The 23,818-nt window shown below is 65.0% G+C and carries 20 protein-coding genes; 7 read left to right on the plus strand and 13 right to left on the minus strand.

Going from position 1 to position 23,818, the window contains the following annotated elements:
• Nucleotides 1–110: 110 nt before the first annotated feature.
• The 3 genes from DM374_RS33720 to DM374_RS14370 form a co-directional block, all read right to left on the minus strand.
• The gene (locus tag DM374_RS33720; protein WP_110970436.1) at nt 111–350 is read right to left on the minus strand and encodes a hypothetical protein; all 240 of its coding nucleotides are present in this window, start codon (nt 348–350) and stop codon (nt 111–113) included.
• A gap of 102 nt (nt 351–452) precedes the next feature.
• A complete protein-coding gene (locus tag DM374_RS14365; RefSeq protein WP_110970437.1) occupies nt 453–860 on the minus strand; it encodes a DUF3224 domain-containing protein in 408 nt (135 codons plus the stop codon).
• 128 nt (nt 861–988) lie between these two features.
• Nucleotides 989–1,468, minus strand: coding sequence for a GNAT family N-acetyltransferase (locus tag DM374_RS14370; RefSeq protein ID WP_177431561.1), 480 nt, complete (start codon nt 1,466–1,468; stop codon nt 989–991).
• A 587-nt stretch (nt 1,469–2,055) separates the two neighbouring features.
• Between DM374_RS14370 and DM374_RS14375 the strand changes: the two genes are divergently transcribed.
• Together DM374_RS14375 and DM374_RS14380 are read left to right on the plus strand one after the other, a co-directional pair.
• Nucleotides 2,056–3,414, plus strand: coding sequence for an 8-oxoguanine deaminase (locus tag DM374_RS14375; RefSeq protein WP_095159649.1), 1,359 nt, complete (start codon nt 2,056–2,058; stop codon nt 3,412–3,414).
• Between the two features lie 131 nt (nt 3,415–3,545).
• Nucleotides 3,546–5,060 carry a nucleobase:cation symporter-2 family protein gene (locus DM374_RS14380; RefSeq protein ID WP_110970438.1) on the plus strand — a complete coding sequence of 505 codons (1,515 nt, stop codon included), beginning with the start codon at nt 3,546–3,548 and terminating at the stop codon, nt 5,058–5,060.
• 112 nt (nt 5,061–5,172) lie between these two features.
• Here the strand turns inward: DM374_RS14380 and DM374_RS14385 are convergent, their stop codons facing one another.
• The 3 genes from DM374_RS14385 to DM374_RS14395 form a co-directional block, all read right to left on the minus strand.
• Nucleotides 5,173–6,213, minus strand: a complete 1,041-nt coding sequence (locus DM374_RS14385; RefSeq protein ID WP_110970439.1) for an NADP(H)-dependent aldo-keto reductase — start codon at nt 6,211–6,213, stop codon at nt 5,173–5,175.
• Between the two features lie 77 nt (nt 6,214–6,290).
• Nucleotides 6,291–7,253 carry an aliphatic sulfonate ABC transporter substrate-binding protein gene (locus tag DM374_RS14390; RefSeq protein WP_110970440.1) on the minus strand — a complete coding sequence of 321 codons (963 nt, stop codon included), beginning with the start codon at nt 7,251–7,253 and terminating at the stop codon, nt 6,291–6,293.
• A gap of 16 nt (nt 7,254–7,269) precedes the next feature.
• Nucleotides 7,270–8,235 (minus strand): ABC transporter substrate-binding protein, encoded by a 966-nt coding sequence (locus DM374_RS14395; RefSeq protein ID WP_110970441.1) that lies wholly within the window; start codon nt 8,233–8,235, stop codon nt 7,270–7,272.
• Nucleotides 8,236–8,535: 300 nt separating this feature from the next.
• On the opposite strand from DM374_RS14395, the gene DM374_RS14400 reads away from it, so the two are divergent.
• From DM374_RS14400 to DM374_RS14415, 4 genes are all read left to right on the plus strand, one after another.
• A complete protein-coding gene (locus DM374_RS14400) occupies nt 8,536–9,732 on the plus strand; it encodes an acyl-CoA dehydrogenase family protein (RefSeq protein WP_225422505.1) in 1,197 nt (398 codons plus the stop codon).
• Nucleotides 9,729–10,673 carry a D-isomer specific 2-hydroxyacid dehydrogenase family protein gene (locus DM374_RS14405; RefSeq protein WP_110970442.1) on the plus strand — a complete coding sequence of 315 codons (945 nt, stop codon included), beginning with the start codon at nt 9,729–9,731 and terminating at the stop codon, nt 10,671–10,673. Before DM374_RS14400 ends, DM374_RS14405 begins: the two co-directional genes overlap by 4 nt.
• Nucleotides 10,674–10,729: 56 nt before the next feature.
• Entirely contained in the window at nt 10,730–11,530 is an 801-nt protein-coding gene (locus DM374_RS14410; RefSeq protein WP_110970443.1) for a class II aldolase/adducin family protein, read from the plus strand.
• A 161-nt stretch (nt 11,531–11,691) separates the two neighbouring features.
• A complete protein-coding gene (locus tag DM374_RS14415; protein ID WP_110970444.1) occupies nt 11,692–13,839 on the plus strand; it encodes a TonB-dependent receptor in 2,148 nt (715 codons plus the stop codon).
• 103 nt (nt 13,840–13,942) lie between these two features.
• Here DM374_RS14415 and DM374_RS14420 read toward each other — a convergent pair whose 3' ends face one another.
• From DM374_RS14420 to DM374_RS14450, 7 genes are read right to left on the minus strand one after another with little or no spacing between them, the layout of a single operon-like run.
• Nucleotides 13,943–15,754: a dipeptide ABC transporter ATP-binding protein gene (locus DM374_RS14420; protein ID WP_110970445.1), complete on the minus strand. Its 1,812-nt coding sequence runs from the start codon at nt 15,752–15,754 to the stop codon at nt 13,943–13,945.
• Nucleotides 15,751–16,569, minus strand: a complete 819-nt coding sequence (locus tag DM374_RS14425; RefSeq protein ID WP_110970446.1) for an ABC transporter permease — start codon at nt 16,567–16,569, stop codon at nt 15,751–15,753. The genes DM374_RS14420 and DM374_RS14425 overlap by 4 nt, the downstream gene beginning before the upstream one ends.
• A 12-nt stretch (nt 16,570–16,581) precedes the next feature.
• Entirely contained in the window at nt 16,582–17,640 is a 1,059-nt protein-coding gene (locus DM374_RS14430) for an ABC transporter permease (protein ID WP_110970447.1), read from the minus strand.
• Complete coding sequence (locus DM374_RS14435; protein WP_110970448.1) at nt 17,633–19,204, minus strand: ABC transporter substrate-binding protein; 1,572 nt, start codon at nt 19,202–19,204, stop codon at nt 17,633–17,635. The genes DM374_RS14430 and DM374_RS14435 overlap by 8 nt, the downstream gene beginning before the upstream one ends.
• Nucleotides 19,205–19,214: 10 nt before the next feature.
• The gene (locus tag DM374_RS14440) at nt 19,215–20,402 is read right to left on the minus strand and encodes an LLM class flavin-dependent oxidoreductase (protein WP_110970449.1); all 1,188 of its coding nucleotides are present in this window, start codon (nt 20,400–20,402) and stop codon (nt 19,215–19,217) included.
• Nucleotides 20,403–20,414: 12 nt separating this feature from the next.
• Entirely contained in the window at nt 20,415–21,149 is a 735-nt protein-coding gene (locus tag DM374_RS14445) for a class II aldolase/adducin family protein (RefSeq protein ID WP_110970450.1), read from the minus strand.
• 12 nt (nt 21,150–21,161) lie between these two features.
• Nucleotides 21,162–22,229, minus strand: coding sequence for an ABC transporter substrate-binding protein (locus DM374_RS14450; RefSeq protein ID WP_110970451.1), 1,068 nt, complete (start codon nt 22,227–22,229; stop codon nt 21,162–21,164).
• 309 nt (nt 22,230–22,538) lie between these two features.
• Between DM374_RS14450 and DM374_RS14455 the strand changes: the two genes are divergently transcribed.
• Nucleotides 22,539–23,756 carry an acyl-CoA dehydrogenase family protein gene (locus DM374_RS14455; RefSeq protein ID WP_110970452.1) on the plus strand — a complete coding sequence of 406 codons (1,218 nt, stop codon included), beginning with the start codon at nt 22,539–22,541 and terminating at the stop codon, nt 23,754–23,756.
• Nucleotides 23,757–23,818 lie beyond the last annotated feature (62 nt).

Here is a 23,818-nt window from a genome sequence, read left to right on the forward strand (position 1 = left end):
TGTCGGAAAAGGGGACCGAAAAAATCCGTCCCCTCTTCCCGGCCCCTTCCCCCTTGCTTTTCCCCTTTTCCAGTCAATCTTTCTGATTGCGAGCCCAACCGAAGAACCTTCTAGACCGATAAGCGGGCTTGCTGCCACTCACTCCAACAATTCTCTGGTGCAATGTCTGGATAACCGCGTTCTTCTTCCATCGCGAACGCGGCACTCACGGGCACTGCTATACAAGTAGCGTTATCGCGAATCTCAAGCACTTCCTCCTCATTGAGCGGTGAACCTTTTCGATTTTCCGCCGCCTTGAGCAGGACGACGAGGGCAGGTATACAAACAAGGCAGAGTGGATCGGTTGACATGGGGCTATCTCAAGCGGGAAGAAGACAAGGTGCAAGTTTCATAGCGTGAGACAGAACGTAAAACCTCACCTGAAAAACCAACACCCAACATTATTCGCAGCACTATCCAAGCTGATAATCCAACCAAATACGATGCGTACCATCAGCATCGACCTTAATCCCGCCCGTCCCCGATATCCCTTGCAGATCCCCTGTCCCACTACCAGCAACTATGCTGAAAAACTCATCTGCGCGATTGGTGCCCGTAGTGGACGCGGAATGAATGAAATTGAACGTCCCCTGCCGACCATTCACAGTTCCATCGAAACTTTCGAGCGCTATGTAGCTGCCCGTTCTGGTCGTTGGATCGAAGGCGGCGGTAAAGACTGTGGAGGACGTCCCGCTTATGTCGCCCGAATAGGTTTTCTCCATGGTGCTGACGGACACGGGCAAGGCGGTGGTAATTTCCGGCACCGGCGACAAGCCTGTCGGGGTGAAATCTCGAGTGGAAAACGTGGCTGATGCTTCCATGCGAATCTGTCTCTGTTCTGATGTATGGGGACTCACTTTACTCGCGGCACAACTGCATCCTCAACCCGTTCGGAATACTCTGACCGATCGCAATACAACACCTCGCCCAAGCTGATAGCTGACTTCTTTCAATCACCAACCCAAACCATCGTCTGCACCACGATATGCGGATGACTATGCAAAGGCTCCCACTCATCGATAAACGAAAAGCCCTGCTTAAAATACAAATTCGCGGCCCTGGCGTTCTCAGGCGAGACGTCCAGAAAGACCCGTTCATACCCCCGTTCCAGAGCCCGAGACTTTACCGCCTCGACCAACAGCCCCGCCGCTCCTGAACCACGCCCAGCAGGCGCGACCCACATGCCAATCAGGTTAAAGCGCCCAGCATCACTGATCGCAGCGCCAATCATGCCAATGGGTTTGTCGCCGTCAAACGCCAGCCAGAATTGCGTTCCGTGCGAAGACGCACGCGCCTGCCACTCTTCGTCGGTGTAGGCAGCAGCAGTCTGGTGACTCACGCCAAATGCGGTGGGTGCATCAAGAAGCGCGGCGAGACGGACGTGCTTCAGGAGCATCCAGTCTTTTGTTTCGGTGAGTCGGGTGTGCACGAGCAGTCGTTCTCCATAACATTTCAATTCACTGGGTCACCCGAGCCGAGGGCTTGATCCGGGCAACAACATGAACGGCCCACTGTAGCCGAACCCGCTTGGCATCAGCCACACGCGTCAGACCAGACCGCCCAGCCCAGAAACCCCGCTCCCAACGCCCAGCACCAGATTTCCTGTATACAAAATAAAAAAATCCTGTTTACACTAATCCACGCCTACGACATCGGTAATCGCCGATGCGTATTGCGACGGTCTTAGCCATGCAACACCGACACTTGCTCGCCCCCCTCGAGCGTCATCTCCGAATGTCGTTCATCCCTGTCCCCCTCCTCGTCCCCTTGGCTACGGCCAATCGCGACTCGCAGGACGGCCCGGACCTGTTACCCAATACCTTTCGCCACCGCCTGAGCCCGCCAAGGATCTCTCCTTGCGCCGAGCCCAGGCGTGCGTTCGTGCACTGATCGACCCCGCCGGCAACGCCGTAGCGCCCTACAGCGCCGGGCGGCACGGGCTTTGCTCGGGTCGCTGACCGGGTGCCGGTACACATTCCCGTTGAAAACAAGACTCCCAACAGGAGAGGAACACCCATGCCCAAGACTTTATTGGTCAAGAACGCCGAACTTCTAGTGACGATGGACGGCGAGCGCCGCGAGATCAAACGCGGTGGCCTGTACATCGAGGACAACGTGATCAAGCAGGTCGGCCCCAGCGATGAGCTGCCGCAGCACGCCGATGTGATCCTGGACATGACCGGCAAGGTGGTCATCCCCGGCCTGGTCAACACCCACCACCACATGTACCAGAGCCTCACCCGCGTGGTGCCGGCAGCGCAGGACGGCGAGCTGTTCAACTGGCTGACCAACCTGTATCCGATCTGGGCACGGCTGACGCCGGAAATGATCGCGGTGTCGACTCAAACCGCAATGGCCGAGCTGATTCTGTCAGGCTGCACCACCTCCAGCGACCACCTGTACATCTACCCCAACGGCTGCAAGCTGGACGACAGCATCCACGCCGCCGGGGAAATCGGCATGCGCTTCCACGCCGCCCGCGGCAGCATGAGCGTCGGCCGCAGCCAGGGCGGCCTGCCGCCTGATTCGGTGGTCGAGAAGGAAAGCGACATCCTCAAGGAGTCCCAACGCCTGATCGAGGATTACCACGACGCCAGCCACGGCTCGATGCTGCGCGTGGTGGTTGCGCCCTGCTCGCCGTTCTCGGTCAGCCGCGACCTGATGCGCGAAGCGGCGGTGCTGGCGCGCCAGTACGGGGTGTCGCTGCACACCCACCTTGCGGAAAACGTCAACGACATCGCCTACAGCCGCGAAAAATTCGGCATGACCCCCGCCGAGTACGCCGAAGACCTCGGCTGGGTTGGCCATGACGTCTGGCACGCCCACTGCGTGCAGCTCGACCAGCACGGTATCGAGCTGTTCGCCCGCACCGGCACCGGCGTCGCTCACTGCCCGTGCTCGAACATGCGCCTGGCCTCGGGCATCGCGCCGATCCGCAAGATGCGCGACCACGGCGTGCCGGTAGGCCTGGGGGTCGACGGTTCGGCGTCCAACGACGGCGCCAGCATGATCGGGGAAGTGCGCCAGGCCCTGCTGCTGCAGCGCGTCGGTTTCGGTCCGGATGCGATGACCGCTCGCGAGGCGCTGGAAATCGCCACGCTGGGCGGCGCCAAGGTGCTCAACCGCAATGACATCGGCGCCCTGGCGCCGGGCATGATCGCCGACTTCGTGGCCTTCGACCTCGGCCATGTGTCCTACGCCGGCGCCCATCACGACCCGCTGGCGGCGCTGGTGTTCTGCACGCCGACCCAGGTTCACACCAGCGTCATCAACGGCCGCGTGGTGGTCAAGGATGGCCGCATCACCACCATCGACCTGCCGCTGGTACTCGAACGCCACAACCAACTGGCCCGCCAGTTGGTCATCGGCGAATAACCCACCCCGGCCGCTGCGCCCGCAACGGCGCAGCAGCCGGATCACTGCTGCCTTGCCTTCACCGTATTCATCCCGTGCGACTGAGACCGTGCTGTTAGACGCATCAAAAAAACAAAAGCGAGCTATTCACCATGACTTCTCCTGCTTCATCCCTCCCGGAAGACGAGAACCTCGGCGTCGGCGCCAACCTCGCCTACGGTCTTCAGCATGTGCTGACGATGTATGGCGGCATGATCGCCGTGCCGCTGATCATCGGCCAGGCTGCCGGCCTGAGCGCCACCGACGTGGGCCTGCTGATTGCCGCGTCGCTGTTCGCCGGTGGCCTGGCCACCCTGCTGCAGACCCTCGGCATCCCCTTCTTCGGCTGTCGCCTGCCGTTGGTGCAAGGGGTGTCGTTCGCCAGCGTCGCGACCATGGTCGCCATCATCGGCAATAACGGCACTGGCGGTTTGTCAGTGGTGTTCGGCGCGGTGATGGTGTCGTCGTTCGTCGGCCTGCTGATCACGCCGGTGTTCTCGCGCATCATCAAGTTCTTTCCGCCGCTGGTCACCGGGATCGTCATCACCACGATCGGCCTGACCCTGATGCCGGTCACGGCGCGCTGGGCCATGGGTGGCAACAGCCAGGCCGCCGACTTCGGCAGCACGGCCAACATCTCCCTGGCGGCATTCACCCTGGCCACGGTATTGCTGCTGAGCAAGCTGGGCAGCGCCAGCCTCTCGCGCCTGTCGATTCTGCTGGCGATCCTTATCGGCACCCTGGTGGCGATGGCCTTTGGCATGGCTGATTTCTCCAAGGCCTTCGACGGTCCGCTGGTTGCGCTGCCCGGCATCCTGCCGATGGGCGCTCCAGAATTTCAGCTCGCGGCCATCCTGTCGATGCTGATCGTGATCGTCGTGACCATGGTCGAGACCTCGGCGGACATTCTCGCCGTCGGCGAAATCATCGACACCAAGGTCGACTCCAAACGCCTCGGCAACGGCCTGCGTGCGGACATGATTTCCAGCGCCCTGGCGCCGCTGTTCGGCTCGTTCACCCAGAGCGCCTTTGCGCAGAACGTCGGCCTGGTGGCGGTGACCGGCGTCAAGAGTCGCTACGTGGTGGCCTATGCGGGGATGATTCTGGTGGTGCTGGGGTTGTTGCCGGTGATGGGCCGACTGGTTGCCGCCGTACCTACCGCAGTCCTTGGGGGTGCCGGCGTGGTGCTGTTCGGCACCGTTGCCGCCAGCGGCATTCGTACCCTGGCGCAGGTCGACTATCGCAACAACATGAACCTGATCATCGTGGCCACCTCGATCGGCTTCGGCATGATTCCGATCGCCGCGCCGAGCTTCTATCACCACTTCCCGGCCTGGGTCGAAACCATCTTCCACTCCGGCATCAGCTCGTCAGCGATCATGGCGATCCTGCTCAACCTGCTGTTCAACCACCTGCGGGCTGGCAATTCGGACAATCAGTCAGTGTTCGCCGCGGCCAGTGAGCGCACCTTGCGCTACACGGACATCTCCGGCCTGAACGATGGCGACTTCTTCCGCGATGGCAAACTGTTTGACTGCGATGGCAAGGAAGTGCCGATCGTGGAAAGCGACGAGGCGCATGAGCAAGGTCATGCGCCGCGTAAAAGGAGTGTCGAACAGGTGCACTGAGCCAGCCTGTCTATCTGTAGGAGCGAGCTTGCTCGCGATGCGTCGGTGAATTCACCGATGCCTTCGCGAGCAAGCTCGCTCCTACAGGAGGGGGGGGGGCGCCGTATTTCTTCTACGGCGCGGGGTTCGGCTGTTCGACGTGAATCGCTTCGATCCCGCGCAGCAACTCTTCGGTCAACTTCACCTCAACGCTGCCCAGGTTGCTGTGCAACTGCTCAAGGGTGGTAGCACCAATAATATTGCTGGTCACAAACGGCCGGCTGGTGACGTAGGCCAGCGCCAGTTGCGCCGGGTCAACGCCGTGCTCCTGCGCCAATGCCACATAGGCCGCAGTCGCACGCTCCACTTGCGGGTTGTTGTAGCGCTGGAAACGATCGAACAGGGTCAGGCGCGATTTCGCCGGCTGCGCGCCGTTCAGGTATTTGCCCGACAACACACCAAACGCCAGCGGCGAATAGGCCAGCAGGCCGACCTGCTCACGAATGGAAATCTCCGCCAGGCCCACTTCGTAGCTGCGGTTCAGCAGGCTGTAGGGGTTCTGGATCGACACCACGCGCGGCCAGCCACGGATCTCGGCCAGGTGCAGGAAACGCTGCACGCCCCACGGCGTCTCGTTGGACAGACCGATCTGGCGCACCTTGCCCGAGGCCACCAGGTCGGCCAGCACTTCCAGGGTGTCTTCGATGGCGACGGCTTCATTGTCGTCAGCGTCGTGCACGTAGCCAAGCTGACCAAAGAAGTTGGCCTGGCGATCCGGCCAGTGCAGTTGATAGAGGTCCAGGTAATCGGTTTTCAGGCGCTTCAGGCTTTCTTCCAGCGCCGCAGTGATGTTGGCGCGGTTGAGGCGGGTATTGCCGGCACGGATATGCTCGATACGGTGCGGGCCGGCCACTTTGCTCGCCAGTACCCACTGATCGCGGCCACCGAAACGCTCGAAGTAGTTGCCGATGATCCGCTCGGTTTCGCCATAGGTCCGGGCGATTGGCGGCACCGGGTACATCTCGGCGGTGTCGAGGAAGTTGACCCCGGCCTCACGGGCCACGCGGATCTGTTCGAAGGCTTCGGCCTCGCTGTTCTGCTCGCCCCAGGTCATGGTGCCGAGGGCGATGGCGCTGACTTCGATTCCGCTGTTGCCCAGTTGACGCTTTTCCATGAATCACTCCTTGGTTGATAACGGCGAAGGCCGCTGGCACCCCGAGAGGTGCCAGCGGCCCTGGATCGGTGACGGTATCAGCGCTGCACGGCGGGCTTGAAAAGCTCCACGGCGCTGGCGTCGATCTTGCGTGGCAGCAGGCCCTGGGTAAAGAACACATCGGCGATCTGCTGCTGCTCGGCGAGGTTGTCGGCCTGCACCGGCTGCACATCATAACTGCGTCGGCCATTGGCTTGCTCGACCGTGGCCACATCCAGGTTACCCCACAGCGGCCCGAGCACCTTGGCGGCATCGGTCGGGTTGGCCTTGATCCACTTGCCCGCCTTGCTCAGCGAGGTAAACAAGGTGTTGAGCACCTCGGGGTGGGCCTTGGCGTAGTCGCTGGACGCCAGATAATAGCGCTGGTAGTTGGAAAGGCCCTCGCCATTGCTCAAGACCCGCGCATGTTGCTGACGCTGGGCGCTGGCGACGAAGGGGTCCCAGGTGACCCAGGCATCCACCTTGCGGTTCTCGAACGCGGCACGGCCATCGGCCGGAATCAGGTAGGCCGGCTGGATGTCGCTGAAGTTCAATCCAGCCTTGGCCAAGGCCTGGATCAACAGGTAGTGGCTGCCGGCGGCCTTGGTCACGGCGATCTTCTTGCCCTTGAGGTCGGCCAGGCTTTTCAGCGGCGAATCCGCCGGCACCAGAATGGCCTGGGCCAGCGGCGACGGGGTTTCCCGGGCGAAGTAGGTCAGCTTGGCGCCGGCGGCCTGGGCGAACACCGGCACGGTGTCGGCGACGTCCGCCGAGACATCGACGTTGCCCAGGTTGAGCGCTTCGAGCAGCGGAAGACCACTGGCGAATTCATGCCAGGAGACGGTGATGCCCTGCCCGGCCAATTGCTTTTCCAGATCGCCCTGGGCCTTGAGCAGGGTCAGCAGGGTCGAGGATTTCTGGTAGCCGATGCGCAGGGTTTCTTCGGCGCTGGCCGTGCCGACAAGACTGGCGCCAAGCACCACGGCGGCGGCCAGCCGGTACAGACGCTGGAATGGAATCATGCGGGAAGCTCCGGTTTCAGTGGGTTTGGGTCAGGGCGGCGGCGGCCGGCAGGACGAAGCCGCTGGCAAAGGTCGGTTTCACATCGAGGCGTTCGGCGATCAGGGCGTGGGCCTGGTAGAAGTCGGCGGTTTCCTGTTGCTCGCCGATGGTCTTGGCGTCCACCGCCTGCCAGCGCAGTTGCCGGCGTTCGAACTGCAGGCGCGCGGCCTCCACCGGGAAGCCGATGATCTGCGCCAGGGTTTTCGAATAGCTGTCGAGGTTGTGGTTGGCCCAGTCCTGAGCCTTGGCCAGGCGTGTCAGGTAATCCTGCAGGGCGTCGCGGCGGGCCGGGTCGGCCAGGGCCTTGTCGGTGGCGGCGAGGAAACTGTTGCCACTGGACAGGCCGCGGCCATTGACCAGCACCCGACCCTGCCCGCTCAGCTCGGCCAGCGCGGTGTAGGGTTCCCAGGTGGCCCAGGCATCCACCGAGCCGTTGGCCAGGGCGACCTTGGCGTCCACCGGGCCGAGGAAGCGGAACTCCACGTCTTTCTCGGTGAGACCAGCGCTGGCCAGGGCCTTGAGCGCCACATAGTGGCCGATGGAGCCGCGCCCGGTGGCGATGCGCTTGCCCTTGAGGTCGGCGGCAGTTTTCAGCGCCGACTTCGGTTCCACCAGCACTGCAGTGCCGTAGGCATCGGATTTGTCCACGGCGATGGCCTTGACCTGCGCCCCGGAGGCCAAGGCGAACAGCAGCGGCGCGTCGCCGATGATGCCGGCGTCGATCGCCCCGGCATTCAGTGCCTCGGCCAGCGGTGCGGCGGCGGGAAACTCGGCCCAGCGGATGTCATAGGGCAAATCGCGCAGGGCATCGGCGGCTTCCAGTTGGGCGCGCATGTTGCCTTTCTGGTCGCCGATGCGCAGTTCGAGGCGGTCGGCGGCCAGCACCTGGCCGGCCAGCAGCACAGCGGCGCCAAGCGCCAGAATTCGTTTGAAAGGGATCATCGCGGGCACTCCTTGGAGGCTGGACAACAGCCTGTTGTCAGGTTCTGGGTTCCATCCGTCGGTCGCGAATGTCGGTGCACTGTACCGGCACCTAGATAATCAGTGAAATGCATTTTGGTCATAACCTAATATGCGAACAATTTTTCAATCTTGTGATTAGCTTAGAACCAGAAAGAATTTTACAGCGCATTACACCGAGCATACGGTCATAAGCCCCGCTGGCATGGATCCGCTGTCCTGGGCGGGGACAACGGCGCTCCCACGGGGCGCCTCCCGTGCGTCTTATGCGATGAGTGCCTGATGAGCCAGTCTTCCGCCACTGCTGTCCCGCTGCACCGGCCGACCTTGTCGGACAGTGCCCCGTCCGGCCTGGACCCGGTCGTTCTTTCGACCATCACCCGCGAACTGGCGGCCAGTGCCGCCGACTACGACCGCAGTGGTGCCTTCCCCGCCGCCAACTTCGCCCTGCTGCAACGCCATGGCCTGCTCGGCCTGACCGTGCCGAAGGCGCTGGGTGGCGGAGGCGCCGACCTGCCCAGCGCACGCAAGGTGATTGCCGCAGTGGCCAAGGGCGAGCCGTCCACCGCGCTGATTCTGGTGATGCAGTACCTGCAGCACTTCCGCCTGCAGGACGACCAGCGCTGGCCGGCCCACCTGCGCGAGCGACTGGCTCGCGAGGCCGTGGAGAACGGCGCGCTGATCAACGCCTTCCGCGTCGAACCGGAACTGGGCACCCCGGCCCGCGGCGGCCTGCCGGCGACCATCGCCCGGCGTACTGCCGAAGGCTGGCGGCTGTCCGGCACCAAGCTGTATTCCACCGGCAGCCATGGCCTGGAGTGGTATCTGGTGTGGGGCCGCAGCGACGATGCCGACCCGCTGGTGGGCGGCTTCCTGGTGCACAAGGACACGCCGGGCATCCGCATCGTCGATGAATGGGACCACCTCGGCATGCGCGCCACCTGCAGCCACCGCGTCGAGTTCGACAACGTGCTGCTGCCCCTCGATCACGCCGTCGCAGTCAGCCCGGCCAGCGCGCCGCGCCCGGAGCTGGACGGCGAAGGCCTGGTGTGGATGGCGGTGTTGCTGTCGAGCATCTACGACGCGGTGGCCCAGGCCGCGCGCGATTGGCTGGTGACCTTCCTGCGCGAGCGGGTGCCGTCCAACCTCGGCCAGTCGCTGGCCAGCCTGCCGCGCTTCCAGGAGCGGGTCGGGCGCATCGACACCCTGCTGTTCGCCAACCGTAATCTGCTGGACTCTGCCGCCGCCGGCCTGGTCGAGCCGAAGAACGCCGGCCAGCTCAAGCAACTGGTGACGCAGAACGCGATCCAGGCGGTGGAACTGGCCATCGAGGCCACCGGCAATCCCGGCCTGTCGCGCCATAACCCGCTTGAGCGGCACTACCGCGACGTGCTGTGCAGCCGCATTCACACCCCGCAGGACGACGTGGTGTTCCACGGCACCGGCCGCGCGGCCCTCAGCGAGGAAGCAAGCCAATGAGCACCATCAGCGTGATCGCCAGCCAGCTGGACCCGCAGTCCAACGAATTCATTCGCCAGCAACTCCCCGAGCACCGGGTGCTGGACCTCTCCCCGGATCAATTCAACGCAGAGCGCGCCGATGTGCTGATCGTGCGTCCGATCAACGTGCGTGGCCGTCGCGTCGACCAGCCGCCTGCGGGCTGGCCGTGGTCGCTGCGCTGGGTGCAACTGGTGTCGTCGGGCATCGACTTCTATCCCGACTGGCTGTTCCAGGGCCCGCCGGTCACCAGCGGCAAGGGCAGCAATGCCGAACAGGTCGCCGAGTTCGCCCTGGCGGCGATTTTCTCGGCGGCCAAGCAGTTGCCGAACATCTGGGTCAAGGACGACGACTGGAGCTTCACCCCGCTGCAACCGGTGCGCGGCAAGACCCTCGGCATCCTCGGCCTGGGCAGCATCGGTCGCGCCCTTGCCGCCAAGGGCCACGCCCTGGGCCTGCGGGTGATCGCCCTGGGCCGGCCGGGCCTGGCGCTGGAAGCCGGCGTGCCAGTCGAGGCGGTGGCCGACCTGCACCAGTTGTTCGCCGAGTCCGATCATCTGGTCATCGCCGCGCCCCTCACCGCCCAGACCCGTGGCCTGATCAACCGTGACGTGCTGGCCAGCGCCAAGCCCGGCCTGCACCTGATCAACATCGCTCGCGGCGGCCTGCTCGACCAGCAAGCCTTGCTCGAAGGGCTGGAAGCCGGCTGGATCGGCCGCGCCACCCTCGACGTCACCGAGCCCGAGCCGCTGCCCGCCGGCCATCCGCTGTACAGCGACCCGCGGGTGTTCATTTCGCCACACACCTGCGCCATTTCCACCGAGGGCATCCGCGGTTTCGCCGAGGATTTCGTCGAGAACTTCCGCCGCTACCACCAGGGCGAAGCGCTGCGCAATCTGGTGGACCACCAGCGCGGCTACTGAACCTAAACCTGAACCTATGAACTTGACGCGCCGCCTGGCGCGTGGGGAGCACTGCAATGACTGCCGTTTCCGTTCTGACCGTTACCTCCGACCTCGATAGCGTGCGCCAGCGGGTCAGCGCCGAAGAATGGGAGGTGCGGGTCAAACTCGCCGCCGCCTACCGCCTGGCCGCGCTGTTTCGCTGGACCGACCACATCTACACGCACTTCTCGGCGCGAGTGCCCGGTCCGGAAGAGCACTTCCTGATCAATGCCTATGGCCTGCTGTTCGATGAAATCACCGCGTCCAACCTGGTCAAGGTTGATGTCGACGGCACGATCATCGACGACCCGCTGGGGCTGGGCATCAACCAGGCCGGCTACGTGATCCACAGCGCCATCCACCGCGCCCGCCCCGACCTCAAGGCGGTGCTGCACACCCACACCCGCGATGGTGCGGCGGTGTCGGCGCAGCGCGATGGCCTGCTGCCGCTGTCGCAACATGCGCTGGCCTATTACAGCCGGGTCGTTTACCACACCTACGAAGGCGTGGCCCTGGACCTGGACGAGCAAGAGCGCCTGGTTGCCCACCTGGGCACCAGCAATATCCTGATCCTGCGCAACCATGGCCTGCTCACCGGTGGCAGCAGTGTCGAACACGCGTTCCGCGAGCTGCATGGCCTGGAGCGCGCCTGCAACATCCAGATCGCCGCGCAGGCGGGCGGCAATGCCGACCTGCTGTTCGCGCCTGAGGCGGCGATCGAGAAAGTGAAGCAGCAGACTGCGGCGTTTCTCGATGGCAACAACCCGGGGATTCAGCGGCACTGGGATGCGCTGATTCGGCAACTGGATCGGGAGGGGGATGGTTACAAGCATTGATTTTTTGTGATGTTCAAGGCCATCGCGAGCAAGCTCGTTCCTACAGAGAAAATGCGTTGCACCCGTAGGAGCGAGCTTGCTCGCGATGGCCCCCACCCCCATCCAACTGACCGACCCCACTCAGGGAGGAAATCCAAAAAAACAGCCAGGAAGCCCCCACCATGCCCCGCTCCACCTTGCGCCACACACTCCCGCCGTTGCTCTTGTCCTTGCCCCTGACCACTTTCGCCGCCACCGACGCCCCCAAGGAAGAACGCCTCCCGAGCGTCACCGTGACCGCCGAGCACCGTCAGGAAAACCTGCAGAAAACCCCGGTGGCGATCAGCGCCTTCGACGAGAACACCCTGCGTGACCAGCAGATCAACAATATCCGCGACCTCTCCGGGCGGGTGCCGAACCTGACCCTCAACCGTCAGTCGATCTCCTACAGCGCGCAGACCTACGGCATCCGTGGCATCGGCGAAACCGACCCGATCCAGGAAGCTGCGGTGGCGGTGTACGCCGACGACCTGTACATCCCGCGGGCGATTTCCTCGATGCTCGACTTCAACGATGTCGAGCGCGTCGAAGTCCTGCGTGGCCCGCAAGGCACCCTCTACGGGCGCAACAGCGCGGCCGGGGCGATCCGCGTGATCACCCGCGACCCGGACCAGAAAACCCGTGCCTTCGTCGAGCTGGGCGCCGGCAATTACGATGCGCGCAACGGCCGCCTGCTGATCAGCGGCCCGTTGGTGGACGACACCCTGTTCGGCAGCTTCTCCGCCGTGCGCCTGAGCCGCGACGGCACCGTGCGCAACCGCACCCGCGATAAGGACGTGAACAACGTCGATATCCAGTCCTACCGCGGCAAGCTGCGCCTGGCCCCGGTGGATTCGCCGTGGGACACGCAACTGACCCTGGCCGGCACCTTCGACCGCGGCGATACCACCAGCTACACCCCGTTCGACCCGGCCAACGGCCACTTCGACAAGTTCAAGACCTACAGTAGCCTCGACCCGAAAAACCGCCTCGACCAAGGCAGCGCGGTGCTGCGCTCGATCTACCACATCGATGACCAGTTGAGCGCCAAGTCGGTCACGGCCTGGTCGACCTTCGACCAGCCGGTGGACTACGACAACTCCGGCGAGGCCAACAGCGGCAACGCCGCGCCGGTGCAGAACAACCTGATCCACTACAAGCAGCGCTACGCCACCCAGGAATTCCAGCTCAACGGCGAGTACGAGCGCTTCAACTTCACCCTCGGCGCCTTCCTGTACAAAGAACGCTTCCGCGCCGAACGCGACAGCCTGACCTATTCGGTAGCCGCCGACCGGGTCAACGCCAGCGGCCAGTACAGCACCACCGATACCGAAAGCTACGCGCTGTACGGCCAGGGCACCTACAAACTGACCTCGCGCCTGTCCGTCACCGGCGGCCTGCGCTACACCGCCGAACACAAGAACTTCGAGTACAAGAACTACCGCATCACCACGGCACGGGACATCACCGGCCTGAACTTCGAAGCTGAAACCAGCGAAAGCTGGGCCTCGTTCAGCCCGAAACTCGGTCTGGAATACGCCTGGACCGACAACCTGATCCAGTACGGTTACGTCGCCAAGGGCTTCAAGGCCGGCGGCTTCGACAACCGCGCACCGACTCGCCTCGCCGCGTTGCAGGGCTTCGACCCGGAAAACGTCATCACCTACGAAACCGGGCTCAAGGGCGACTACCTCGACGGGCGTCTGCGCAGCAACATCGCGGTGTTCTACAACGACTACAAAGACCTGCAGACCAACGCCTGGGACCCTGCCATCAGCGCCAACCTGCGGACCAACGTCGGCAGCGCCCACAGCTACGGCGTGGAGCTGGAAAACACCGCCCTGCTCAGCCGCGACCTGACTGCCACGGTCAACCTTGGTTTCCTCAAGGCCCAGTACGACGACTTCAAGAACGCCGCCGGGCCGGGTGTCGATGCCGACGGCAACTGGATGGTCTTCGCACCGCGCTGGAACCTGGCGCTGGGGCTGAACTGGACCGTGCCGGTGAACCTGCCGGGCGCGCTGGTGGCGGGCACCGACTGGCAGTTCCAGACCAAGTCGTTCGCCAACGCGGTCAATGGCGAGATCTATGAAGTGCCGGAACAGAGCTTCTGGAACGCCAACACCAGCTACAGCAGCGGCGACGGGCATTGGACCACCACCCTCGGGGTGAAAAACCTGCTCAACCGCGCGTACCCGCAGAGCATCGCGTATTCGGCGGCGAGCAGTACCGCGTATTACTCGGTAAACGACCCGCGGACGGTGACCTTGAGTGTGCGGTATGACCTCTGAGCCGAACTGAGTCCGGCACAACTCTGGCTTGCCGGTAGACGCTGGCTTGCCGGAGCGCCGAGCCGCAGCGATGAGGTCATCAACGACACCACTGCAAACGGGCCTACCGCAAAAACATCGCCTGTTCCACCAACCCCTTCACATAGGCCGTCTGCGGCCGGTCCAGCACTTCGCTACTGGCACCGGCCTCGATGATCCGGCCGTCCTTGACCACCACGATGCGGTCGGCAATCGCCCGCACCACGCCAAGGTCGTGGGTGACGAACACCAGGGTCATGCCCTCCTCCTGCAATTCGCGCAGCAGCGCGAGGATTGCGGCCTGTACCGAAACGTCCAGGGCCGAGGTGACTTCGTCGCAGATCAGCACTTCAGGCTCGCAGACCAGTGCCCGCGCAATCGCCACGCGCTGGCGCTCGCCGCCAGACAGGTGATGCGGGTACTTGTTCGCGGTTTCCAGCGGTAATGCCACCCGCGTCAGCGCGGCATCGATGCGGGCCCGGCAGGCGGCGCCCTTTAGGCCAAAGAAGTGCTCCAGCGGCGCTTGCAGGCACTGGGCGACGGTCTGGCGCGGGTTCAGCGCGCGGTACGGGTTCTGGAAGATGTACTGGATCCGGTGCCGCGTCGCCGCAGGACGCTGGCGGGCCAGCAGGCTCAGCGGCTGGCCATCGAAATTCAGGCTGCCGGTGGCGTTGTCGCCAAGGCCGGCCAGGGTCCGCGCCAGGCTGGTCTTGCCCGAGCCGGACTCGCCGACCACCGCCAGGCATTCGCCGCGGTACACCTGCACATCCAGATCGAACAGCACCTGGCGGTCATAGGTCAGGTTGAGTTCGCGCAGTTCCAGCAACGGGGTACGCCCTTCGACAAACAGCCGTGGCGCAGCGCTTTCCGCCTCTGGCAGCACGCTCAGTTGCGGGTGCAGGCACGCCACCTGCTGGGTGCCGTCCAACGCTTGCAACGAAGGTTCCGCTCCCTCGCACGCGGCAGTGCGTCGCTCGCAGCGGGCCGCGAAGGCGCAACCGCGCGGACGCTGCCCCGGCGCCGGTGCATGCCCGGCGATGGCGCGCAGCACACGCTGGCGGCCGACTTCCGGAATCGCCGCGAGCAACCCGAGGGTGTACGGATGGCCAGGCCGGGCAAACAGCCGTTCGCGGCTGGCGACTTCGACGATGCGCCCGGCGTACATGACCATTACCCGGTCCACCAGGTCCTTGATCACGCCCAGGTCGTGGGACACGTACACCGCCGCCACGCCCTGTTCCTTGCACAGCCGCCGCACGGTTTGCAGGATGTGCGCGCGGGTGCCGACGTCCAGCGCGGTGGTCGGTTCGTCGAGCACGATCAGTTTCGGCCGCAGAATGAACGCCAGCGCCAGCATCACCCGCTGTTGCTGGCCACCGGACAGTTGATGGGCGAAGCGCCGGAGAAACTCGCGATCGCCCGGCAGGCCGACATCCACCAGGGTCTGTTGCAGGCGTTGCTCCCAGGCATCAACGCCCAGCGTCGGCTCGTGGGCACGCAGGGTTTCCAGCAGCAGTTTGCCAATGCGGATCGCCGGGTTCAGGGCCAGCGCCGGGTCCTGGGCGACGTAGCCGATCAGCCCGCCACGGGCACGGCGCAAGCCCTCGCCGTCGAGGGCAAGGAAGTCGGTGCCAGCGACCCGCACCCGTCCGCCGCTGATGCGTGCGCCGCGACGGGCGTGGGCGAGCAAGGCGGTGGCGAGGGTGGTCTTGCCGGAGCCCGACTCACCCACCAGACCGAGGATTTCCCCAGGTTCCAGGCTGAAGTCGATGTGGTCGATCACATCGCTGCCGTTGTCGAGGTCGACCCGCAGGCCCTCGACGTGCAAGGCCGCCACGCGGGCCTCGTCGGCGCTGGCGCCGGTCTGCACCGGCTCGGACAGGACGAATGCATTCATGAGCGCGCTCCCGCGCTGTACCGGGCAATGCCTTCGGCCAGCAAGTTGGTGCCATAGGCGAACACCGCGATCAGCAGCGCCGGGGCCAGCACGGCCCAGGGCTGGACCAGCAGGCCCGCCTGGTTTTCATTGATCATCAGGCCCCAGTCCGCCGCCGGTGGGGCGACGCCGTAGCCAAGGAAACTCAGGCCCGAGAGCATGCCGATGCCCCAGGTGAGCATGTTGCCGAAGTGCACCAGCAGCGGTGTCAGGACATTGGGCAGGATCTCGCGCAAGAGAATGCGGGTCCGGGAAAAACCCATCATCTGCGCCGCCTCGACAAACTCCTGGCTGGCCACCGACACCGCGCTGCCGCGGGCCAGGCGAATCACCCCGGGAGTAAACGCGATAGCCACGGTGAGGACGATCAGCCACGGCGCGCGCCCCAGCATGGAGACGATCAGCAACACCAGAATCAGGTCGGGGAACGCCAGCCAGACATCCGCCAGCCAGGTGATGACCTGATCCAGGCGCTGCCGGGAGAGGCCGGCGAGCATGCCCAGCACGCTGCCCACCACCAGCGCCAGCCCGGCCGCAGCCAGGGACATCCAGAGAATCGACAGGCCGCCGGCCAGCAGGCGCGACAGCACGTCGTGGCCAAGGAAATCGTGGCCCAGCGGCGCAGCGGCCGTAGGTGCGCCGTACACGCCGCCGAGCATATCGGTCGGCGCATGGGGCGCCAGCCACGGGCCGAACAGCGCCAGCAGCACCACCGCCAGGGTCACCAGGGCGCCGCGGCGAATGCTCGGCTCACGCCAGAATCGTGCAGTGAACATGCTCTACTCCTTTCAAGGGGCTTTCGCCGCCGGACGCCGCCACCAGCTCTGGATGCCGCGGCGATTGCGGGCGATCAGTCCGGGGCGGCGTGCGGTACGCAGTTTCGGGGTCAGCAAGACGGTCAGCAGGTCAGCCAGCAAGTTGATCAGCACCACGCCGAGGGTGATCACCAGCACCACGCCCTGGATCAACGGCAGGTCACGCATCTGGATCGCGCTGTTGAGCAAGGTGCCGATGCCGGGGTAGCTGAACACCACTTCCGCCAGCAGCGCGCCGCCGATCAGCACGCGCAGGGTCAATGCCACGCCCTGAATCGCCGGCACCAGCGCATTCGGCAAGGCGTGCCGCCAGACGATGCGCCGCTCCGGCACACCGCGCAGGCGGGCGGCGCCGACGAAGTCGGAATCCAGCGTTTCGATCATCGACGAGCGCACCAGCCGCGCCAGGTACGGCAGCGCCGTCAGGCTCAGGGCAATCACCGGCAGCGCCAGGTAATGCAGTTGCCGCCACAACGGCCGGTCCGGGTCGACCAGCGACACCGCAGGCAGCAAGTCGAAGTGCGGCATGGAGAACAGCAGCACCAGGCCGATGGCCAGCAAATAACCGGGGGTGGCCTTGAGCACGATCAATGCCGCCAGGCCCCAACGGTCCAGGCGGCTGTCACGGCGCAGCGCCAGGCCGACGCCGATCACCAGCGCCAGCGGCAGCACCAGCAGCAACACCCCGAGCAGCAACGCCAGGGTGTTGCCGAAGCGGTCGAAGAGGATAGTCGCCACCGGCTGCGCCGAGTCCAGCGACACGCCGAGGTCGCCGCGCAGCAACTGGGCCAGCCAGCTCAGGTACTGCAGCAGGATCGGCCGGTCGAGGCCCAGTTGCTGGCGCAGGGTGAGGATACTTTCCAGCGGCGCGTCGGGCCCGAGGATGACCCGCGCCGGGTCCGACGGCAGCGCCTGGGTGGCGAGGAACACCACCAGGCTGATGACCCAGGCGGTGAGCAGGCCATAACCGAGGCGGCCGATGAACCACGGCAGCCAGGCCGGCAAACGGGGAGTTTTCAGGCGATCAGGCATGGTTCAACCACAGGCTGTCAAAGCGCCAGGAGGCGAAGGTGGTCTGTTCGCCGTGCAGGCCGCCGACCTTGTTCGAAGCGGCGTCGAGCACGTCACTGAAGCCCCAGATCAGCAGGCCGCCGCGCTGGTGCTGGATGGTCTGCGCTTCGTGTACCAGCTCGCGGCGCTTGGCCAGGTCCGGCTGGCCGAGGGCCTGGGTGAACAATTGCGAGAAACGCTCGTCGCGGAAGTTGCTGCGGTTGTAGATCGCCAGCGGTGCATCGTTGTGCAAGCCGGTGGCGAGGAAGCCGCGGGCCGGCGTGGAGCCCGGCGACATCAGCCATTGCTCTTTCTGCGGGCCGTTGAACACCGAGCCGTCCACCGGCGTGACCTTGATTTCCACACCGGCTTTTTTCGCCTGCTGGGCGAACACCAGCGCGGCGTTGACCTCGTTGGCGGTGGTAGTCAGTTCCAGGCGCAGGTCGCTGACGCCGGCCTGGCGCAACAGCGAACGGGCCTGTTCCAGGTCGTAAGGGCGCTGGGCGATGGCATGGTTGTAGGTCGGATCGTTGGGCGAATACAGGTCGTTGGCGACCCGGCCGAAACCGTTGAGGCCGCGGTCTACCAGTTCCTGGCGGTCGGCCAGCAGGCGGAAGGCCTGACGCACGCGCTCGTCCTGGAATGGCGCCTTGGCGGTATTGAGGTTGAAGCCGGTGAACGAGGTGGTCGGCGAGACCACCAGTTGCAAGCGCGGGTCGGCCTTGAGCAAGGCGCTGTGCTCGGCCTGCACGCCGCTGGCGACGTCGATCTGCCCGGCCCGCAGGGCCGCGACCCGCGACACCTGGTCCTTGAATTCGATGATTTCCAGCTCGTCAGCGTAAGGCTGGTTGGGCTTGAAGTAGTTTTCAAAACGGGTGAAGAGCGCACGCTGGCCCGGCACGAAGCGCTTCAGGCGATACGGCCCGGCGCCCACCGGATTGTTCGGGTCGTAGTCGGTCGGCACGATGCCGCCGAAAGCGATCAGGGTTTCGTCCAGCGGGAAGAAACTGCGGCCTTCCTTGAAGCGGATCTCGATGGTGCGGTCGTCCAGCTTGCGCAGGGCCTGGCGGTCGATGGCGCCAACCAGCCCGGCATAGGGCGAGGCCAGTTTCGGGTCGGTCAGGCGCAGGATCGAGAACAGCATGTCATCGGAGGTGATGGTCTTGCCGTGGTGGAACTCCAGGCCCGGACGGATGCGGATAGTCCAGGCCGTGGCGTCGGCGTTGGGTTCGGCGAACTCGGCCAGGCCCAGGCGGGTGCTGACGTCGTCGTTCCATTCCCAGAACTTGCTGTACAGCGCCCAGCCGCGAATGATCCCGCCGCCAGACGGCTTGTGCGCGTCGAGGTTGCCGGCCTGGTCGCCGTCGATGATGCCGACGCGCAGCCGTCCGCCCCGCACCGGGGTGCTGGCGATGGCCTTGGCGCCGGCCACGGCGGCGGGTTCACCGCCACCGCAGCCGGTCAGCAGGCTGGAGCCGAGGATCAGGCCGCCACCGATGGTCAGGCTGTTGCCGAGGAAGATCCGGCGGGAAAATTCGTTGGGCATGGGTCATTCCTCAGGCCGGTTGGGCGGCCGTTTCAGCGATGGTGCGGGCGTTGAGGCGCGGGACCTCGAAGCCGTGGTCCAGGTCGAGCAAGGGGAACAGCAGGTCGGCGACCCGGTGCGCTTCATCGATCAGCGGGAAGCCGGAGAGGATGAAGGCGCTGGTGCCCTGGGCTTCGTATTCGCGAATCCGCTCGGCGACCTGCTCGGCACTGCCCACCAGGTACGTACCGGCAGCCGGCCCCAGCAGGTTGAAGCCGAACAGGCTCGGCCCGGTCCAGACGTTGGGGTAGATCTCCAGGTCGCGAGCCTTGGGCAGACGGCCTTCGCGGATCGCTTGCAGGTTGGCTTCGATACGCGGGTCGTCGCTGTGGAAGCTGTCCAGCGTCTGGCCCGCCGGCAGTTGCCGTTCGAGGGCGGCGCGGGTGGTCGCCAGCGAGGTGTTGTCCAACAGCTTCTGGGCATGGGCCCAGGCTTCTTCCTCGGTTTCACGGACGATGATCTGGAAGCGCGTGCCGTAGCTCAGCTCGCGGCCGAGCTTGGCCGCTTCGGCACCGACGCGGCGGAACTTGTCGCCCAGCTTCGGTGGGGTGTCGGCAAAGCTCAGGTAGACGTCGAGCAGTTGCACCGAGTGAGCCACACCCGGACCCGAGGTGCCGGCGCCCCACAGCGGCACCGCCAGGCGTTTCGGCGGATGCCAGCCACCCAGCGGATGACGCGCCGCCGCAGCCGGACGCGGTGCCAGCTTGACGTACTGACCGTCGAAGCCCTCGGTGCCGCCGGCGTAGATGGTCTGGAAGGCGCGCCAGTATTCCAGGCTGAACTGGTAGCGTTCGTCGTGCGGGTAATGCACGCCGAGGGTCGCCAGACCGGCGTCACTGCCGTTGACCACGTTGAACAGCAGGCGACCACCGGAGAATTCGTCGAACGTCAGCGCCCACTTGGCCAACACCGCCGGCGAGACTTCGCCCGGATGCTGCGCCACCAGGAAACGCAGGCGCTCGGTGGCGTCGATCAGCGAGGCCGCCACGGTCAGGCTTTCGTTGGGGCTGGAGCCCAGCAGCGAGCCGTAATAGCCAAGACGGTCAGCGGTCACCGCCAGTTGCTTGAGGTGGGAGAAATCAGTCACCCAGCGACCCTTTTCTTCCCATGGATACGGGCCATCGGGGCTGGTGAGGTACCAGAGAATCTTTACTGCCATGATCGGATGTCCTTATGCGCGCGGGCTGTCGTTCGGTGGAACCAGGCCCAGTTCACGGGCCTGGCCGAGCAGCTTGCTCATGGTCCATTGCTGGGTCAGCACGCCCGGGCCGTAGGCGCGGGAACCACCGAGGGCTTCGGCGAGCAGTTGCAGTTGCGCGCCCTCCTCCAGCAACAGGATGAACTCGGCGGTGGCCTGCAAGCCCTCGGTGCCCCAGACGGTGGAACCGCCGTTGGCTTCGAGGATGGCGGTGGTGAACGGGTTTTCGGCAAGGCTGTCGAGGATGAAGTCGACTTCGTCCTGGCGGCGGTCGATGTATACCGGCAGCTCGCGGGACAACTGGTAGCGCTGCACCGGCACATAACTGATCGGCAGCGAACGCTGGGTCTGCGCCCAGGCGCCGAGGTACGGGCTGTGCACATGGGACACGGTGGTGATCTTCGGTTGTTCGATGAACAGGCGGGTGTAGCGGTTGAGGCCGCCCTTGCCCTGGCCGAACACCAGATTGCCGGCGAAGTCGGTGACGCTGGCCTTCAACGGCTGGTCCTTTTTCCACGGGCCCGGGTAGTTGACCGACACCAGCAGGTCGCGGCCCGGCACCCGCTCGATAAAGCCGACGGTGCCGTTGGCGGTGATGGTGTTGGTTTCGCGGTAGACGCGGAACGCCTCGCCGGCCAGGTGCGTGACCTGATCAACGAAAGCTTTCAGTTCGGCATCGATCAGGTGTTCAGTGGTCAATACGGTCATGGTCTTGCTCCTTTAGACGCGCTTCGTGCGCTCGGCCAACAGTTCATGGGCAGCTTGCAGTGGACGCGGGTCGACCCAGTCGGCCAGGGCAAAGTCGGCTTCGAGGAAGCCGTGCAGGTTGAGGAAGGTTTTCTGCACATCGAGGAAGGCCAGGCGCTGCTCGGACAGGTCCGGCGCCAGGGTGGTGTGGAAGTCGCCGCGGTAGGCTTCATCGACGCCTTCGGCACCGGCGCGGGTTTCGTCCTGGAGGATGCGCAGCAGGCCTTCGCGGTTGTCCTTGGCCCATTCGGCGGCGCGCAGGGTCTGGGCGAGGAAACGCACCACCAGGTCGAAGTGGTCGTCCAGCAGGCTCTGGTGCACGGTGATGGGCCGTGGCGTGCCGTTGTTGATACGGAAGCGCGGCTCCAGTTGGTCGAGGTCGATACCCACTTCCAGGCCCAGGCGGCGGGCGGCGTCGGCGGCGGAAGCGCCCTTGACGTAGACCGCGTCGACTTCGCCGCGCACCAGATACTCCAGGCCCGACCACAGCCGTTGCAGGCCTTGCTCCGGGGTCGGTGCGGCGGCCTGGTCGGCCAGCGCCACTTCCACCAGGGTGACGTCGTCGAAGCTCAGCCCGACCGAACTCAACGCGCCTTTATAACCGTGCAGGCTCATGGCCCGAGCGATGCTGCCCGGACGGTTCTCGCCCCAGGCCGGCAGGGCCAGGCGCTTGCCCTTGAGATCGGCGGCATTGCGAATGCCGGAGCCTGGGCGGACCAGAATGGTCTGCCATTCCTCGATCCAGGTCAGGCCGATCAGGCGGCTCGGCGAACCGGCGGCGCGGGCGGCCAGGGCCGGGACGTTGCCGCCCTCGCGAAACAGGCCGGGCAATTGATGATCGTAGTGGTGATGGCCCAACTGACGGGCTTCCTGCAGGGTCAGCACCGGAAGGCCTTCGGCGGCGAATTCCTCGCCGAGCCAGCCCAGGGTGTAGGCGATACCGGAAGCGGTCGGCACCGGGCAGCGGGTGAACCAGAGTTGCTCCAGGGGCGTTGCGGCGGGCAACGGCTGAGTGGAGGCAAGAGCGGCGGCAAGTGACATGAACAGACTCCATCAAGCGGATCGAAGGGGCCGGGTGGCCTTTGCCAGTGTCATTGCAGCGCCCGTGCCAACTCGTCAAACCCTTGATTTCATTGGGCTTTAGCCATGGAGCCAGAGGCTGACTGCTGATCTGGCAACACCCGTGCAACGGACCTGCTGCTGCCTGAGCAACAACCACCCGCCGACTGCTGCTGGAGCAGCAGCCGCGCCTGTCGATTTCACTGAAAGCCACGCCGTACAAGGGCTACAGGCCGATGGCACAGAACCTGCTCCGGTCCACGCACCTGTTCATTCAAGGAAGCGTTAATCGTGACTACCCTGCCCCGCCGTCTGGAAAGCGAAGCCCAGGCCATTACCGTCGCCCATGAGATCGCCGAGCACATCGCCGCGATCGCTGCCGACCCACAACACAACCGCACCCTGCCGCGCCGCCAGGCCGAACTGCTGTCCGAAAGCGGCCTCACCGCCATCGGCGTGCCCCGTGCCGACGGCGGCCTCGGCGCCTCGGTAGAAACCATCGTCGAGACCGTGCGGATCATTTCCCGCGCCGACGGCGGCGTCGGCCAATTGCTGCAGATCCACAACGTCATGCTGCGCGGCGTGCTCAATGGCTACCCGGAAGAAGTGCGCCAGCGCCTGGTTACCGATGTGCTCGCCGGCAAGCGGCTGGGCAACGCCCTGGCCGAAATCGGCGGCAAGAACAAGTTCGCCCTGAAGACCCGGGTCGAGCGCCGCGAGGACGGTGTGCTGGTGCTCAACGGCAGCAAGTTCTATTCGACGGGTTCGTTCCTGGCCGAGTGGATTTCGCTGACCGCTGCCAGTGACGACGGCGGCGCGGGCGTGCTGCTGCACCGCGATACCCCCGGCCTGACCCTGGTCGACGACTGGGACGCTTTCGGCCAGCACAACTCGGTGAGCGGCACCGTGCGCTTCGACAATATCGAGCTGGACGAGCGTTACGTGTTGCGTCGCCAAGGCCCGATGAAACGTACCGGCCTGACCTTCCCGCAGATTCTCCACGCCGCCATCGACACCGGCATTGCCGCCGGCGCTCTGCAGGCCGGCATCGACTACCTCAACCAGCACGCCCGGCCGTGGGTCGAGAGCGAGGTCGAGCGGGCCAGCGACGAGCCGCACATCATCCGTCAGATCGGCGAATACGCGGTCGCCCTGCGCGCCGCCGAATCGCTGCTGCGCGACGCCGCGCGGGTATTCGACGCCCATGAGCGCGATCCGGAAAACAAGGAACTGCAGGACGAGCTCATCCTCAGCGTGGCTACCGCCCGTGCCCATTCCGATGGCGCCTCGCTGAAGATTTCCAGCGACATCTTCTCGCTGCTCGGCGCCAGTGCGTCCCTGAGCAAATGGAACCTCGACCGCTTCTGGCGCAACGCCCGGGTCCACACCACCCACGACCCGATCCGCTGGCGCCTGCACCACGTCGGCAACTACTACCTCAATGGCGTGGACCCGGGCGAGTACACCGCCATCCTCACCGCCAAGCAGAAGGCTGGTGCCAGCCGTTGACCCGCTGGCGCGGCGCCCCGGCGGACAACCCCGGCGCCGCGCCCTTCTTCACCCTGCTATAG

Source organism: Pseudomonas huaxiensis (assembly GCF_003231275.1).
GTDB classification, from domain to species: Bacteria; Pseudomonadota; Gammaproteobacteria; order Pseudomonadales; family Pseudomonadaceae; genus Aquipseudomonas; species Aquipseudomonas huaxiensis.

Excerpts from the sequence above, each read along its gene's own strand:
- DM374_RS33720 (WP_110970436.1), bottom strand. The coding sequence starts at position 350 with ATGTCAACCGATCCACTCTGCCTTGTTTGTATACCTGCCCTCGTCGTC.
- DM374_RS14365 (WP_110970437.1), bottom strand. The coding sequence starts at position 860 with ATGGAAGCATCAGCCACGTTTTCCACTCGAGATTTCACCCCGACAGGC.
- DM374_RS14375 (WP_095159649.1), top strand. The coding sequence starts at position 2,056 with ATGCCCAAGACTTTATTGGTCAAGAACGCCGAACTTCTAGTGACGATG.
- DM374_RS14380 (WP_110970438.1), top strand. The coding sequence starts at position 3,546 with ATGACTTCTCCTGCTTCATCCCTCCCGGAAGACGAGAACCTCGGCGTC.
- DM374_RS14385 (WP_110970439.1), bottom strand. The coding sequence starts at position 6,213 with ATGGAAAAGCGTCAACTGGGCAACAGCGGAATCGAAGTCAGCGCCATC.
- DM374_RS14390 (WP_110970440.1), bottom strand. The coding sequence starts at position 7,253 with ATGATTCCATTCCAGCGTCTGTACCGGCTGGCCGCCGCCGTGGTGCTT.
- DM374_RS14395 (WP_110970441.1), bottom strand. The coding sequence starts at position 8,235 with ATGATCCCTTTCAAACGAATTCTGGCGCTTGGCGCCGCTGTGCTGCTG.
- DM374_RS14400 (WP_225422505.1), top strand. The coding sequence starts at position 8,536 with ATGAGCCAGTCTTCCGCCACTGCTGTCCCGCTGCACCGGCCGACCTTG.
- DM374_RS14405 (WP_110970442.1), top strand. The coding sequence starts at position 9,729 with ATGAGCACCATCAGCGTGATCGCCAGCCAGCTGGACCCGCAGTCCAAC.
- DM374_RS14410 (WP_110970443.1), top strand. The coding sequence starts at position 10,730 with ATGACTGCCGTTTCCGTTCTGACCGTTACCTCCGACCTCGATAGCGTG.
- DM374_RS14415 (WP_110970444.1), top strand. The coding sequence starts at position 11,692 with ATGCCCCGCTCCACCTTGCGCCACACACTCCCGCCGTTGCTCTTGTCC.
- DM374_RS14420 (WP_110970445.1), bottom strand. The coding sequence starts at position 15,754 with ATGAATGCATTCGTCCTGTCCGAGCCGGTGCAGACCGGCGCCAGCGCC.
- DM374_RS14425 (WP_110970446.1), bottom strand. The coding sequence starts at position 16,569 with ATGTTCACTGCACGATTCTGGCGTGAGCCGAGCATTCGCCGCGGCGCC.
- DM374_RS14430 (WP_110970447.1), bottom strand. The coding sequence starts at position 17,640 with ATGCCTGATCGCCTGAAAACTCCCCGTTTGCCGGCCTGGCTGCCGTGG.
- DM374_RS14435 (WP_110970448.1), bottom strand. The coding sequence starts at position 19,204 with ATGCCCAACGAATTTTCCCGCCGGATCTTCCTCGGCAACAGCCTGACC.
- DM374_RS14440 (WP_110970449.1), bottom strand. The coding sequence starts at position 20,402 with ATGGCAGTAAAGATTCTCTGGTACCTCACCAGCCCCGATGGCCCGTAT.
- DM374_RS14445 (WP_110970450.1), bottom strand. The coding sequence starts at position 21,149 with ATGACCGTATTGACCACTGAACACCTGATCGATGCCGAACTGAAAGCT.
- DM374_RS14450 (WP_110970451.1), bottom strand. The coding sequence starts at position 22,229 with ATGTCACTTGCCGCCGCTCTTGCCTCCACTCAGCCGTTGCCCGCCGCA.